Origin of the sequence: Arthrobacter sp. Soil782 (assembly GCF_001428435.1) — a bacterium.
GTDB classification, from domain to species: Bacteria; Actinomycetota; Actinomycetes; order Actinomycetales; family Micrococcaceae; genus Arthrobacter_D; species Arthrobacter_D parietis.
The window spans coordinates 314,189-327,849 of record NZ_LMSO01000009.1 but is presented as its reverse complement, the minus strand read 5'-3'; the positions used below and the strand labels follow the sequence as shown (position 1 = coordinate 327,849).

13 protein-coding genes are annotated in these 13,661 nt (G+C 64.4%); 11 read left to right on the top strand and 2 right to left on the bottom strand.

All coding sequences use genetic code 11. The features are described 5' to 3' along the window. The first annotated feature begins 23 nt into the window (after positions 1-23). The 4 genes from ASH00_RS17165 to ASH00_RS12155 all read left to right on the top strand — a co-directional run bounded on the left by ASH00_RS17165 (position 24) and on the right by ASH00_RS12155 (position 3,037). Positions 24-1,280, top strand: coding sequence for a transglycosylase family protein (locus tag ASH00_RS17165; RefSeq protein ID WP_082566091.1), 1,257 nt, complete (start codon positions 24-26; stop codon positions 1,278-1,280). Positions 1,281-1,389: 109 nt separating this feature from the next. After that, a complete protein-coding gene (rsmA, locus tag ASH00_RS12165) occupies positions 1,390-2,268 on the top strand; it encodes a 16S rRNA (adenine(1518)-N(6)/adenine(1519)-N(6))-dimethyltransferase RsmA (protein WP_082566090.1) in 879 nt (292 codons plus the stop codon). Positions 2,269-2,361: 93 nt separating this feature from the next. Continuing rightward, on the top strand, positions 2,362-2,571 hold the full coding sequence (locus tag ASH00_RS12160) for a hypothetical protein (RefSeq protein WP_235563285.1): 210 nt from the start codon (positions 2,362-2,364) through the stop codon (positions 2,569-2,571). A 25-nt stretch (positions 2,572-2,596) separates the two neighbouring features. Next, positions 2,597-3,037: a DUF2975 domain-containing protein gene (locus tag ASH00_RS12155; RefSeq protein ID WP_162252855.1), complete on the top strand. Its 441-nt coding sequence runs from the start codon at positions 2,597-2,599 to the stop codon at positions 3,035-3,037. 49 nt (positions 3,038-3,086) lie between these two features. On the opposite strand, the gene ASH00_RS12150 is transcribed toward ASH00_RS12155, so the two are convergent. Continuing rightward, positions 3,087-3,980: an SRPBCC family protein gene (locus ASH00_RS12150; RefSeq protein ID WP_056548812.1), complete on the bottom strand. Its 894-nt coding sequence runs from the start codon at positions 3,978-3,980 to the stop codon at positions 3,087-3,089. A 411-nt stretch (positions 3,981-4,391) separates the two neighbouring features. Between ASH00_RS12150 and ASH00_RS12145 the strand changes: the two genes are divergently transcribed. From ASH00_RS12145 to ASH00_RS12125, 6 genes are all read left to right on the top strand, one after another. After that, on the top strand, positions 4,392-4,859 hold the full coding sequence (locus ASH00_RS12145; RefSeq protein ID WP_056548809.1) for a hypothetical protein: 468 nt from the start codon (positions 4,392-4,394) through the stop codon (positions 4,857-4,859). Between the two features lie 164 nt (positions 4,860-5,023). Next, the gene (locus ASH00_RS12140) at positions 5,024-5,764 is read left to right on the top strand and encodes a GAF and ANTAR domain-containing protein (RefSeq protein WP_082566089.1); all 741 of its coding nucleotides are present in this window, start codon (positions 5,024-5,026) and stop codon (positions 5,762-5,764) included. 166 nt (positions 5,765-5,930) lie between these two features. Further along, positions 5,931-6,641 (top strand): hypothetical protein, encoded by a 711-nt coding sequence (locus ASH00_RS12135; RefSeq protein WP_056548807.1) that lies wholly within the window; start codon positions 5,931-5,933, stop codon positions 6,639-6,641. 250 nt (positions 6,642-6,891) lie between these two features. Beyond that, the gene (locus tag ASH00_RS12130; RefSeq protein WP_056548806.1) at positions 6,892-9,786 is read left to right on the top strand and encodes a putative bifunctional diguanylate cyclase/phosphodiesterase; all 2,895 of its coding nucleotides are present in this window, start codon (positions 6,892-6,894) and stop codon (positions 9,784-9,786) included. 169 nt (positions 9,787-9,955) lie between these two features. Continuing rightward, complete coding sequence (locus ASH00_RS17115) at positions 9,956-10,084, top strand: hypothetical protein (RefSeq protein WP_268760512.1); 129 nt, start codon at positions 9,956-9,958, stop codon at positions 10,082-10,084. An 85-nt stretch (positions 10,085-10,169) separates the two neighbouring features. Next, positions 10,170-11,120: a 4-(cytidine 5'-diphospho)-2-C-methyl-D-erythritol kinase gene (locus ASH00_RS12125; protein WP_235563284.1), complete on the top strand. Its 951-nt coding sequence runs from the start codon at positions 10,170-10,172 to the stop codon at positions 11,118-11,120. Positions 11,121-11,180: 60 nt separating this feature from the next. On the opposite strand, the gene ASH00_RS12120 is transcribed toward ASH00_RS12125, so the two are convergent. Beyond that, positions 11,181-11,420 (bottom strand): hypothetical protein, encoded by a 240-nt coding sequence (locus ASH00_RS12120; protein WP_056548801.1) that lies wholly within the window; start codon positions 11,418-11,420, stop codon positions 11,181-11,183. 410 nt (positions 11,421-11,830) lie between these two features. Between ASH00_RS12120 and ASH00_RS12115 the strand changes: the two genes are divergently transcribed. Continuing rightward, positions 11,831-13,657, top strand: coding sequence for an ABC-F family ATP-binding cassette domain-containing protein (locus ASH00_RS12115; RefSeq protein ID WP_056548800.1), 1,827 nt, complete (start codon positions 11,831-11,833; stop codon positions 13,655-13,657). Positions 13,658-13,661: the final 4 nt, after the last annotated feature.

Sequence of the window (13,661 nt, the reverse complement as noted above, 5' to 3'; positions counted from 1 at the left end):
CCCGTGCCCGGATACTGCGGGGAATGTGGGACGTTGTGGCAAAAAGAGTGGCGAAGCGAGTAGCCAGGCGGAATGCAAAGGCCTGGGCTGTCCTGACCGGACAGGGCGTGGTCATGCTGTCTCTGGTGGTTGGACTGGTGGCCTTCGTGGGCAACGGCAAGAGCGTGCAGGTGGTGGTTGACGGGCAGGCACAGACCGTCCAGACCTTCGGCGGCACCGTGGCCGAGGTCCTGCGGACCGCAGAGGTGACGGTCACCGCGAACGACGACGTGTACCCGGCTCTTGCAACCCCGGTTGACGACGGCGCTGCCATCCAGGTCAACAAGGCCACCGCCGTGGACGTCCGGCTCAACGGAGCCGAAACAATTGTCCACACCACGGGAGAGACCGTGGGCGAGCTCGTCAATGATCTCGGCGTGGCCAGCGACTCGGACATCTCCGCACCGGCCGAAACCAGGCTGGTCACCCTCAGCTCCACCCTCAGCATTTCGACGCCGAAGAACGTCACCCTCGCTGTTGACGGCAAGAGCACCCGCATCGAAACCACCATGAACACCGTGGCGGACCTTCTCGAAGAAGCGAAGGTCACGCTCGGCAAGGAAGACCGCGTCTCGGTTCCGGTGAACAGCTCGCTGGTCACCGGCATGGGGCTCAAGGTCACCCGAGTTGAGACCGGCAAGAAGATCACCGAGACCGAGACGATCGACTTCACCTCCACCGAAAAGGAAACCGAGGAGCTGCTCGTCGGCGAACGCGAAGTGGTCCAGGCCGGGGTTGCAGGCGAGCGCACCCGCGTCTTCACCGTGACCGTCATTGACGGCAAGGAGAGTAAGAGGGAGAACGTGAGCGATAAGGTCACCCGCGAGCCCGTCGAGGAAATTATCGCCGTCGGCACCCGGGAGGAAGAGCCGGAGCCGACGCCCGAGCCGGAAGAGGATAAGGCGCCTGAGGCCGAAGTTGAGGCTGCAGCCGAGGCCGCCGCTCCGGCGGAGATCGAAACGCCCGCACACGCTCCGGCAGCAGTGGTATCCGGCGGCGCCGCCTGGGATGCCCTCGCCGAGTGCGAGTCCGGTGGCAACTGGTCCATCAACACCGGCAACGGTTACTACGGCGGCCTGCAGTTCAGCCAGTCCAGCTGGCTTGGTGCCGGCGGCGGCCAGTACGCACCGCTGCCGCACCAGGCATCGCGCGCCGAGCAGATCGCTACTGCCGAGGTGCTCAAGCAGAACGGCGGCTGGGGCCACTGGCCTTCCTGCTCTTCGAAGCTCGGCCTGCGGTAAGCGACTCCTTCCGCGGCTTTCCCAGCGCCCCTGCCGATTCCGGCAGGGGCGCTGCTGCGTTCCGGCCTCGGCTGCCGGCCTCCGGCGCAGGTCCCGTTACGATGTCTAGGTGAATGACAAGGCGAGCTCATCCCCGGCACAGGCCCTGCTGGGCGCGAGCGAAATCCGCCGACTGGCCGAGGAACTGGGGATCCGTCCCACCAAGACGCTCGGCCAGAACTTTGTCATTGACGGCAACACCATCCGCAGGATCGTTTCGGTTGCCGCCGTTGATCCCGCGGAAACGGTGCTCGAGGTTGGCCCCGGGCTCGGGTCACTGACCCTTGGCCTGCTGGACGCCGCGCAGCGCGTGGTGGCCGTGGAAATCGATCCGGTCCTGGCTGCACGCCTGCCGCAGACCATTGCGCGGTGGCGCCCGGAACGGGCCGCGTTCTGCGACGTGGTGGAGGGCGACGCCATGCGCATCACCGAACTTCCCGCCGAACCCACCGCCCTGGTGGCCAACCTTCCCTACAACGTGGCCGTCCCCGTGGTGCTGCATCTGCTGGCACATTTCCCGTCGCTGCGCCATGGACTGGTGATGGTTCAGGACGAGGTTGCGGACCGACTCGCCGCCCCGCCCGGCTCCAAGGTCTACGGCGTGCCGTCGGTGAAGGCCCAGTGGTACGGCAAGATGCGCAAAGCCGGAGTGATCGGCATGAACGTCTTCTGGCCGGCGCCGAAGATCGCCTCCGGGCTGGTTGCGTTCGAACGGCATGAACAGCCCCGCACAACGGCCTCCCGCGAAGAGGTGTTCGCCGTCATCGACGCCGCTTTCGCACAGCGACGAAAAACCCTCCGTGCCGCCCTGGCCGGTTGGGCCGGAAGCGGCGTGCTTGCGGGTGAGGCGTTGGCCCGGGCCGGCGTGGACCCCTCCGCCCGCGGTGAAGTGCTCGACATTCATGCTTTTGCCCGCATCGCTGAAGCGAAGAAGCCTCCGCTCGTCTAGCGACGGTCCTGCGGGTCCCGGTCCAGACCCTCCGCTAGGCTCGAGGCGTTATGCCTGATGGTCTCTCATGGGGGTGGAGCGATGGATGAGTACGTGAGCTCGAGTTTCTTCTGGTTCACACTGGCCCTGATCAACGCGGGTCTTGCGGAACAGAAGAATCGTTCGCGGGGCGTGTGGTTCCTGGTCTCGCTTGTGGTGGGTCCACTGGCCACGGCCCTGATCGTCATCTGGAGGGCACCCGAGCCTGCGGTGCCGTCAATGTCCCACCGCGGCGGGTGGAAGGACCCTGATGAGGGACAGTGAAGCTGGCTGGGACGATGATCGAAGCATGACCAGACACCACATTGCACTCGCCCGAATCCTCATCGGCGCTCTGGCAGTTGGCTCCTTGCTGGCTCAGTTCGTGGTTGTTCCGCAGATTGCCGCTGACGCTGCTGAGCGCTACCCCGAGGTTGCGTACCTGGAGATTCCGTATCTCACTGCAGTTGTGGTTGCGCTCGCTTTCTTCGAGCTTGCCTTGCTGGCAGCATGGCGACTTACGGCCAGGAGAAGGCGACAGAGTCTAACCAATGGCTCACAGCGGTGGATCGATGTGATGACAGCGTCGCTGTGTCTGTCGGCATTGACGGTCGCTGGCATCTGCGTGCACGCGGGGTCCATCGAAAACATTGGCGGGCCCGCGATGTTATTGGGACTGGTCGCCGCCCTCGCCCTGATAGCCGCCGTGGTTGTTCTGAGAAGCAAAGCACCTCGAATACAGGCACCTTAAACGCCACACGGCGGCCTCCCGAAGGAAGCCGCCGTGATGGGTGTGAGAGTTACGGTGCGCCGGGGCGGCTGCCCGGAGGCATGTAGCCGTCGGCCGTCCGATCATCCTCGTCACGCTCGACTGCACTGCGGGTGTCGCTGGCAGCGAGACCGTCGGAGTCGCCGGTTGTGTCGGTAAGTCCGTTGGTCTGGTCGAAGGGCTCACCGAGGGGCCGCTCGGATGCGGTCTCGGGTGCCACGTCCACAGGAGCGCCGCCGACAACAGGGGTGACATCCGGGGGAGTGGTGTCCTCAACCGGAACCACCGGTACATCAACAGTGGTCGCCTCCGTATCGGTGCTCTTCTTGCTTCCCGCTGCTGCCGCGACACCGGCGGCGGCTGCGGCGGCCACGCCAACACCTGCGGCTGCTGCCTTGCCCGAGATACCGGCCTTGCCGCTATCCCCGCGTGAGGCGGCGGCGTCGGTGACGGTTGGGGAACCCATGGTGTCACCGGCGACGGACCCGCGCCAGGCGCCCGTGGCATAGCCCTCGTCCTCGATGAATTCCTTGAAGCGCTTGAGGTCACCCTCGGCTTCCTTCTCGACGACGTTGAGCTTGTCACCGATCTTCTCGATCATGCCTTCGGGCTCGTACTCAAGCTCGAGGCGGATGGTGGTCTGGCCTCCGCCGACGTCCTCAAACGTGACGGCTCCGGCGTTGGTGGCGCCCTCGGTGGCTGCCCAGGCGACGCGGCGGTCAGGCTCCTGAGCAACGATCTTCGCTTCCCACTCGCGCTTCACGCCACCGATTTCGGCAACCCACTGCAGGCGGTCGTCGGTCAGCTGCTCAACCTTCTTCACCCCGCTCATGAAGTGGGGAAATTCTTCGAATTGTGTCCACTGGTTGTAGGCCACGCTCACTGGAACGTTGACCATAATCTGCTTCTCGATCCTCGTGCTCATAGCGTCTCCTTAGGATTGGAACATCAGATGAACGATCAATTCATCAGTATGCTTACCATACCCATCGACGGTACATCTGACCATGGCTGGGCACAAGAACGACGACGGCGGCGGACGCGGGTGCGTAGACTTCGCCGGTAGGTTGGCGACCATACGGGACGTCCTTGGGGGATTGCGTGAGAAAAGTAGCGGGTTGGCTGTGTATCGGCATCATCCTCGCCTGGGCGGGCGCGTTCCTGGTGATGAAGGTGCGGACAGCATGCTCGTGTTGAACGTGAAGCCTGCGCGTCCGGCGCCCAACGGCGGGTGAACGGGTCCAAGTGCAAACCTATCGTTTAGGTCACGACGCTTCCCGCACCACCCGCGCCCTCTATATGCTCGACAAAACTTCGATCGGTCTCGGGGGAAATCATGCGGAAACTGGCCATTCGGCTGTGTCTCATCATGATGCTCGTCTGGGCCGGCGCCTTTTTCTTCGTCAAGGCGCACCACGATTCGGTAGCTGTGCAGCTGGGAGCCGTGGCCGATCAGTTGAAAATCCCTCATGGCTGGACCGTGGTGTCCCAGCACGTCGAGCGGGAACGGTTCATCTGTTTCAACAACAAGTCCTGCCCCACCCTCAGCCGCACGTGGCAGGCTGACCGGGTGCTGGAAGCCGAAGACGTACTGCGCTTGGCGGAGGCTTCCGGCTGGGAGTTCGAGCTCAAAGGAACCTGCGAGAGAGGCCCCGAATCCATCGGCCTGAGCAGCGTCTGTTCTGCGCTCGCGAGCTACGAAGGCCACCAGATCCAGCTGAGCGTGGACAGCCTTGAAGCCGGCGCGCCGAGCCTGATCCGGCTGCAGCTGAAGGCCCTTGGGGCCGAGGAATCCACGGAATGAGGACGGCGTGAGGGTCCGGAGAAACATTCCCCCGCGGTTGACCTCGTGACCCTCCCCGGGACAGTGCGCTGCTTGACCGCTCCGAGAAGAGCACAACCCACGTGTGCCCCGTAATGAGCGCCGGGAAAAGACCGTGCCGCGCTCACGAGGACAATAATGAGGTGATGAGTATTTCGCACGAGAACCGGGACCGGGAGTTCGAAGATACACCAGGTTCGGTGCACGGTGATTTGGCCGAACAGATGCGAGACCTTGCCCGTTCGCTACACACCAAGGACGGCCAGGAAGCTGTTCTTGCGCACATGGTCCGCGCTGCTATCGAGATGATCCCGGGAGCCGAAGAAGCGTCGATCAGCGTGGTCACCGGGCGGTCGAAGATTGAGTCGCATGCCGCTTCGGACGACTTGCCCCGCCTGATTGATGCCCTGCAGGAGTCACTGCAGCAGGGGCCGTGTATTGAGTCCGCTTTCGACCACACCACCGTGCTCGTGACGGACCTTCGGAAGGAGAAGCGCTGGCCGGAATTCAGCCGGGGGGCCGCGGACCTCGGAGCGGCAAGCATGCTGTCATTTCAACTGTTCGTAGAAGGCGACAATCTGGGTGCACTCAATCTGCTGAGCCGCAGCCCCGACGTGTTCGATGAGGAATCCGAACATATTGGTCTTCTCGTCGCGGCCCATGCAGCCATGGCGTTCTCCGATACCCAGAAAATCGACCAACTGCATGACGCCCTCGCGTCACGGGATCTGATCGGACAGGCCAAGGGAATACTGATGGAGCGCTACAAGATCACAGCGCAGCAGGCGTTCATTGTGCTGTCGAAGGTCAGCTCTACCACCAACGTCAGGTTGACCACGGTGGCTGAACGGCTGGCCGCCACCGGAGATTTCCCGTCGGGTGCATGAACGCGACACCAGCCGCCGCATAACGGTTTGCTCACGTGATGATTCCGTGCTGTTGGGCAGGCATCCGGGGCAGTAAAGTCCGTCAGTGGGGATGCAGCACTGCAGGGTTTCTTGCCTGGCGATTCCATGCCACCTCTTATTTACTTCGTTCCGAAAGTACGGTCTCTTGTCCAAGCTCCCAGCAGTCCTCGCCCTCACTGTCACCACCACGCTCCTTCTTGTGGGCTGCACAAACGCAACCGGTGAACCCGAAGCCCGCACCACCACCGCTTCCGCCTCTCCATCGCCGTCCGCAACTCCCACCCCGGAGGAGACCGCCACAGAGGAACCCGCAGAGACCCCTGAGCCGAGCACCGAGCCGTCTCCGGAGCCCAGCGACGAGCCAAGCACTCCGCCCGCCACAGAAGCTCCCGCGGAACCTGCACCGCCCCTCGAGCCGCTCCCCACTGCTCCGGGCGATCCCTTCGTTCCGCCGCCGCACGGCGAGCCAAACCCGGGCACGCCGTTCGTGCCGCCACCCCACGGTGAGCCCAACCCCTTCGCGGGAACCCCCAACACGGTGACGCCTGGCCCCGTCTGGGGTTCTGTGCAGACCGTCGTCCAGGCTGGAACAGCGTTCACCATCACCGGCAGCGGCTACCAGCCGGGCCAGCGGATCACCGTCTTTTTCGGGCCTTCACGCACGGACTACTCGATCATCGGCGAGCAGTCCGCGTACGCAGGCCCTTCCGGAAACTACAGCTTCACCATCACCCTGTCACCGGACATCGCGCCCGGAACCTACGGCGTGCTGACGGCCACTCCGGACGGATTGCCCAGCGGACAGACGATTGACGAGACCCGGCGCTGGGCCACCATCGAAGTCGTCGCACCGTAGGGGCAGACGCGAAAGCCGATGACGCCGTAACGGACGACGACGGCGCCCGCCTCCCGCACGGCCAACCGCAGCGACGACGGACGGTCGACAACCACCCGATCCAGCGCAGGAATGACACCGTTCCAGGCGGCTTTGCCGCAGGATTTCCCTAACGCGAGCGAAACGGATGAAGCTCCTTGGTACCGTTCAAGGGTTGTGCGGGCACTGCGTTGTGCCCGCGGGAGTTCCGTTATAGGCAGGAAGAAGTGCTGTGGAAGAACTGGGCGGCGCCGCTACAGGAGGAGAAACCTCTACAGCGACCACACGGCTCTTACTACAGGTGGTCGCGGACCAACTCGGGCCATCAGGCACGGAGCGCGTCTTGCGGCGGGCCGGCCTGCAGGCTCAAAAAGCAAAGCTGAGCGGCGTGACCGGGAGGATTCCCCATGCCACTACCGTGCGGCTGTTTGACGCCGCCACCGCTGAAACCTCCAACCCCCGCATCGGTTTGCTGCTCGGCCCCGCCGCCCTGAAGGACCGCGGCCTCGCGCCGCTACGAACCCTTGCCAGAGCGCACGGCTCCACCTCGGTACTGCTGGGCAGCGCATCCCGGCTCTCGACCCGCCTGGACACGGGCTCCGTCATCCGCGCTGATGAGGTGACGGACGGAAAGGCGGTGCTCAGGTGGTGGGTGCTGCCTCCGCACACTCTCCACCAGGTCGACTGCGACTACACCTTCAGCCTGTTGGCCCAGGCCCCCGCCTTGTTTGGTCTGTCGCCGGGCCAGGTCTCCCACGATCTGTGCCAGTTGGATGGCGCAGACGAATGCCGCTATGAGGTGACGTGGAAGGAGAAACCGTTCCGACGCTTCCGCAGGGGCCGAGCGGACCGCCGGAAGAAGAGCGCACCGGTTGAGCTGGAATCAGCCGAACGCCGGCTCAACGCGCTGCAGGGAGCAGCCAACGACTTGACCAGTGGAGAGTCGCTGGCAGAGGTCCTCGAACGAATCGCCAGCAGGGCGAACGTCGCAGTGCATGCACCCGGCCATCTCCTGGCAGTAACCCTTCCTGATGGCAGCCGCCATATCAGCTGCCGCGGCACAGGCACCCTGCTGACCGGGGCGTTGGGCTCCGGTACGGAGCTCAACCTGAAACATCCCAGCATTGCCGGTCTGCCGATCGTCACCTCCCCGGTCATCTCCGCAGACAACTCCTACGGGGTACTGGCAGCCGTTGCGTATCCGGGCCAGGAATTCTTTCCCGAGGACGAGGCCACGCTGAGCGCCTACGCCCACCACGCCGCCGTCGGCCTCGATATTGCGCGGATGTTTATCGAGACCCGGGAACAGGGCGAAACCGCCCAACTGCTCCTGGAGGTGGCGCGCTCGCTGAACCAGCGGTCCACCGTCGAAGCGGTTGCCCAGACAGTCGCCGACGCCGTTCCCGCCCTCTCCGGCGCGGACCGCTCCGCTGTGGCCCTGTGGGATGACGACGCCGGTGAGGTGCGGATCGGCGCGATAATGGGTTGGACGGGCGCCCTGGCGGACAAGCTCGCCAATTACATCACCACGGCAGCAGAAAGCCCCGAACTGGCCGAAATGCTCGCCACTAACCTCCCGCAACTGGCGGACCGGAACGGATCGGCGTGGGCACAGCGCACTGTCGAGGAATTCGAAGTTCAGGCCTTCGCCGGCACACCCATCACCACCGACGGAAAACTGGTGGGAATCATCCTGGCTCACTGGGCTGACGGGCCGGCGCCAACAAGCATCGAAGGTGTGATGACGGAGCGGCTGGCGGGGCTTGCCGGTCTGGCCGGCGTCGCGCTGGACAATGCACGGCTCCTGGAGGAGACCCAACGGCAGGCCCTTCACGATCCCCTCACCGGGCTGCCCAACCGGGTGAAGCTGGAGAGCAGCATCGAAGCCGCATTGGTGAGGGCTGCCTGGACGGAAGGGCGGGTGGGACTGCTCTTCTGTGACCTCAACCGGTTCAAGCGCATCAATGACAGTCTCGGGCATAGCGCGGGGGATCTCGTCCTCCAACAGGTAGCGGCCCGGATCACCAATGCAGTACGCGAGGGTGATCTGGTGTCCCGCTACAGCGGAGACGAGTTCATCGTTCTCCTCGAGAACCTTCACGCCGATACTGAAGCGGAAGTGCAGGCCGAGGTTGAGGGCATCGCGGCCAGGATCCGGCTCATCCTCGGTGAACCGTTCGAGGTGAACGGAAGGAAGCTGTTCCTTGACGCCGCAATCGGCACCGCGCTCAGCGACACGCTGACAGCCGGCTCACCGGATAACGTCACCCTGGCCGCTCGGAAACTGATTGAACAGGCGGACCTCGCCATGTACCGGTCGAAGGCACGGACCCGCGGGCATGCCCTCGGCAGAATGCACTCTCCGTACCGGCTCCAACTCGAAACAGATCTTCGTGGGGCAGCCGCCAGGGGTGAGTTGCAGGTACTTTTCCAGCCGCAGGTCAATGTGGAAACCCGCAAGGTCGCCGCAGCCGAGGCCCTGTTGCGATGGCGGCACCCGGAGCTGGGCCTGATTTCGCCTACCGAGTTCATCCCGCTCGCCGAGGAGAGCAACCTCATGGGTGAAATCGGCACATTTGTCCTTGCCGAAGCCTGCCGGGCGGGAGCCGCCTGGCACAGCCTCGGCCACCCCATCGAAGTGGCCGTCAACATCTCCGCAGCGCAGCTCAACACTGCCTGCTTTGCCAATTCGGTCACACAAACCCTGGATCAGTCAGGATTCCCGGCCACAGCCCTCATCCTCGAAATCACTGAAACCCAGGTAATTTCGGAAAACGCGGACGTTAGCAGCCTCTGGAATCTGAAGGACCTGGGCGTCGGTATCTCGATCGATGACTTCGGCACCGGGTACTCGTCCATGACTCAACTTCACCGTCTCCCCGTGAGCGAGATCAAGATCGACAAGTCCTTCATCAGTACGCTCGGCCCGGACGGCTCCGATGCCTTCGTGGCAGGCATCGTGGGGCTGGCGCGCGGCCTGGGCCTCCGGGTAGTCGCCGAAGGTGTAGAGAACACCCAACAGCTTGCCGCCCTCCACGCACTGGGGTGCGAACGCGCGCAGGGCTATTTCCTTGGCCACCCGGCCGACGCCCGCGGCCTGCAGGACCTGCTGGTCAGCAGCCTCTGATCTTCGCTGACACGCCCCGAGCATCTCGGGAATGCACCTTCACAAGCGACTCACCGGCACCCGATTTGGGAACCGGCCCCCTAACGCATACGTTGTTACTGGATGAGGCGTCCGTAGAAAACGAAAGCATGGTGCAATCGGTTTGGAACTCATCGACCTGTTTATTGGTATGGCTATTCTCACCGCCCCCGTCCTGTTCCTCGCTTTGGCCGCCAAGGTAATCCTTGATCGCCGGGCCAGCGCACAGCGCCTGCAGCCCATTCCGGTCGAAGTAACGGCTGACAACCAGCGCCGCTAAACCCGCAGGCACAGCACCTGGCAGTTTCTCCTCAGCCCTGACGTGATCTAAGTTGGACAGCATGGTGGCTGGGAGAACGGCAGGGATGCGCGCAGCGGGTCCGCGCGCAGTACGGGTGAAGGCGCCGGGCAAGATCAACGTCTCCCTCCGGGTGGGTCCTCCCCGCGAGGACGGCTACCACAGCGTCGCTAGCGTCTACCTCGCCGTCTCCCTGTATGAGGAGATCACCGCTACAGCTACGGACGACGGCGCCATCACCGTTACGGTGGACGGCCAGGGCAGCCTCAACCTCCCGATGGAGGAAATTCCCCTCGACGCCAGCAACCTCGCCGCCCGCGCGGCCGCACAGCTGGCTGAGCTGAGCGAGAAGTCCACCGGCGTTCACCTCAACATCACCAAACGGGTTCCCATTGCCGGCGGTATGGGCGGCGGCTCAGCTGACGCCGCAGCGGCCCTTCTCGCCTGCGACGCTCTCTGGAACAGCGGCTTCTCCCGGGACGAGCTCGCCAAGATCGCCATCGACCTCGGCGCGGACGTACCATTCGCGCTCATCGGAGGCACCGCCGTCGGAGTCGGGGTGGGGGAGCAGCTCACACCCGCCATCTCGAAGACGCCGCTGCACTGGGTGCTGGTGCCTTCGGCGTTCGGGTTGTCCACGCCGGAGGTGTACCGGACGCTCGATGACCTCCGCCTCGCCGGCGGCGAGCAGCCTCCGGAAATTCCCGAGATCGACCCGCAGATCCTCAGTGCCATGCGTTCCGGCGACGCGCACACCCTCGCCGACCTGCTCCACAATGACCTGCAGGCTGCGGCTTTGGAATTGGCGCCGGAACTGAAGGACGTACTCGCGGCCGGTAGGGAAGCGGGTGCGCTCGCCGGTATTGTCTCCGGGTCCGGGCCAACGGTCGCATTCCTTGCCGAGTCCGAGGACCACGCCGCCACCCTGGACGCCCTCCTGGCCGCAGCCGGGCTCACCACCGAACTGGTGCATGGGCCGGCGCACGGTGCGAGGGTTGTCAGCGACTACATCGCATAGCCCGCTTTCACCAAGCAGCTCCCGGAAACAAGCTCTCCGAAGAATCCGCCGGAGTCCGTACTAGTTTGCGATCCGCAGCGCCGGGTAGGGGCCGGCAGTTGTCGATTCCTCCCGCCGAGAAATTTCCTCGCGGAGTTCTTCCTTCCGGAATTCGGTCTCCATCTCCGGGGTACCGAGCAGATATTCCGCATCCTGGGCGCGGTGAATCTTGCTGTTCAGCACGTGCAGGGCACGGTCAGGCAGAGTGCGCAGGCTTTCAGGAAAAGGCTGCGTGGAGGTGATTTTGCTGTTGAAACTCATGGTTGGTTCTCCTTACGTGACCCGGGAGCTGTCACGGGAACGGGCAGCTGGCAGGAGGGGTGATCCGCGAGAAATACGGGTCAGGCGCTCCAGCCGGGTGCCGGTGGGGTGGAGGATAAGGTCTGGAGCGCTGCTCCAGGGAAGGAAGCGGCTGTGTGGCTTCCGGGTGGTGATGTGTAACCACAGCCAGGCATCGCGGGAACGCGGTGCGGGCGGTAACCGATCCTGTGTACTCAAGATCCGTCGAGGGGACGTGTATCAATGACTCCTCCCTCACCGTACAGCATGCGCAGGGGGAACGGTGCTTCTGGAGGGCACTATCTCAGCCACTTACTGCACGGGTGTTTCTCCGTGCGCCCCGGAGTGTTCTAAGTTGGACACTGATCCCCATAACGAAAGCAGTATTCACGTTGGCTCATCTGCTCGGTGCTGAGAACATCAGCGTCACCTTTGCCACCCGGACTATCCTGGACGGCGTCACCCTCGGACTGGAGGAGGGCGACCGTATCGGTATGGTCGGCCGCAACGGTGACGGCAAGTCGACCCTGATGCGCCTGCTCGCCCAGCGCACCACGCCCGACGACGGCCGCGTCACCAAACGCCGTGATGTCACGGTCGGTTACCTTAACCAGAACGACGTGCTCGACGGCGACCTCGACGTCGGCGCCGCGATCGTCGGCGACCAGGCCGACCACGAGTGGGCGTCCAACCCGAAGATCCGTGACGTCATGGGCGGCCTCGTGGCCGAGGTGGACTGGCACGCCCGCGTGGACTCCCTCTCCGGCGGGCAGAAGCGCCGCGTGGCGCTGGCGAAGCTGTTAATAGGGGACGACGACGTCATCATGCTCGACGAGCCCACCAACCACCTCGACGTGGAGGGCGTGGCCTGGCTCGCGGAGCACCTCAAGCAGCGCTGGCGTCCCACCGAGGGTGGGCTCCTGGTGGTCACCCACGACCGCTGGTTCCTCGATGAAATCTCCACCCGCACCTGGGAGGTCCATAACGGCATTGTGGACGGGTTCGATGGCGGGTACGCGGCCTACGTCCTTGCCCGCGCCGAACGTGACCGGATGGCCAACGTTATTGAGGGCAAGCGCCAGCAGTTGGTGAAGAAGGAACTCGCCTGGCTGCGCCGCGGTGCCCCGGCGCGGACCGCCAAGCCGAAGTTCCGCATTGAGGCGGCTAACGCGCTGATCGCGGACGTTCCGGAGCCGCGCGATTCGCTCGCGCTCAGCAAGCTCGCCACCGCCCGGTTGGGCAAGGACGTCCTGGACCTCGAGAACGTGTCACTGGAGCTGGGGGACAATCCCCTGTTCAAGGGCATCACTTTGCGGTTGGCGCCGGGGCAGCGGCTCGGGATTGTCGGGGTCAACGGTGCCGGCAAGACCACGCTGCTGCGACTACTCAACGGTGAGATGCAGCCGACGTCCGGTCGGTTGAAGCGCGGCAAGACCGTGCAGACGGCCATCCTCTCGCAGGACGTCCGCGAACTCGACGACGTGAACCACCTCCGCGTCACCGAAGTGATTGAGCAGGAGAAGCGGGTTGTCTCCGTCGGTGGGAAGGAAGTGTCGGCGAGTCAGCTCGTCGAGCAGCTCGGCTTCACCAACGAGCGGCAGTGGACGCCGGTTGGTGACCTGTCGGGCGGGGAGCGGCGGCGTCTGCAGCTGCTGCGTCTGCTGGTGGGGGAGCCGAACGTGCTGATGCTCGATGAGCCCACCAACGACCTGGATACCGATACCCTCGCGGCCGTTGAGGATGTGCTGGACGGCTGGCCGGGCACGCTGATTGTGGTCTCTCACGACAGGTACCTGCTCGAACGCGTGACCGATACCCAGCTGGCGCTGCTGGGCGACGGGAAGATCCGCGATCTTCCGGGAGGTGTGGACCAGTACCTGCAGCTCCGGCGGGGCGCGGCAGTATCGGGCGACAAGCTTGCCGGCACCCCGATGGGCTCGGACAGCGGCAACGGTACGACGGCGGCTGCCGGGTCCGCGGGCCCGTCACCGGAGGAGACTCGCCAGGCGAAGAAGGATCTGACCCGCATTGAGCGGCAGATGACGAAGACGAGCTCGCAGATCGAGAAGATCAATCAGCAGATGAGTGACGCCGGCAGCAAGACGACGGTCGACTTCGAGAAGGTGGCAGGCCTCGACGCGAAGCTGCGGGAGCTCCAGGCTGAGCAGGAGGCACTTGAGGAGCAATGGCTCGAGGCAGCCGAGGTTCTGGGGGAGTAGCGCT

Coding starts and splice junctions, on each gene's coding strand:
- ASH00_RS17165 (WP_082566091.1), top strand. CDS start 24: ATGTGGGACGTTGTGGCAAAAAGAGTGGCGAAGCGAGTAGCCAGGCGG.
- ASH00_RS12155 (WP_162252855.1), top strand. CDS start 2,597: ATGACCAGACACCACATTGCACTCGCCCGAATCCTCATCGGCGCTCTG.
- ASH00_RS12150 (WP_056548812.1), bottom strand. CDS start 3,980: ATGAGCACGAGGATCGAGAAGCAGATTATGGTCAACGTTCCAGTGAGC.
- ASH00_RS12145 (WP_056548809.1), top strand. CDS start 4,392: ATGCGGAAACTGGCCATTCGGCTGTGTCTCATCATGATGCTCGTCTGG.
- ASH00_RS12140 (WP_082566089.1), top strand. CDS start 5,024: ATGAGTATTTCGCACGAGAACCGGGACCGGGAGTTCGAAGATACACCA.
- ASH00_RS17115 (WP_268760512.1), top strand. CDS start 9,956: ATGGCTATTCTCACCGCCCCCGTCCTGTTCCTCGCTTTGGCCGCCAAG.
- ASH00_RS12125 (WP_235563284.1), top strand. CDS start 10,170: ATGCGCGCAGCGGGTCCGCGCGCAGTACGGGTGAAGGCGCCGGGCAAG.
- ASH00_RS12120 (WP_056548801.1), bottom strand. CDS start 11,420: ATGAGTTTCAACAGCAAAATCACCTCCACGCAGCCTTTTCCTGAAAGC.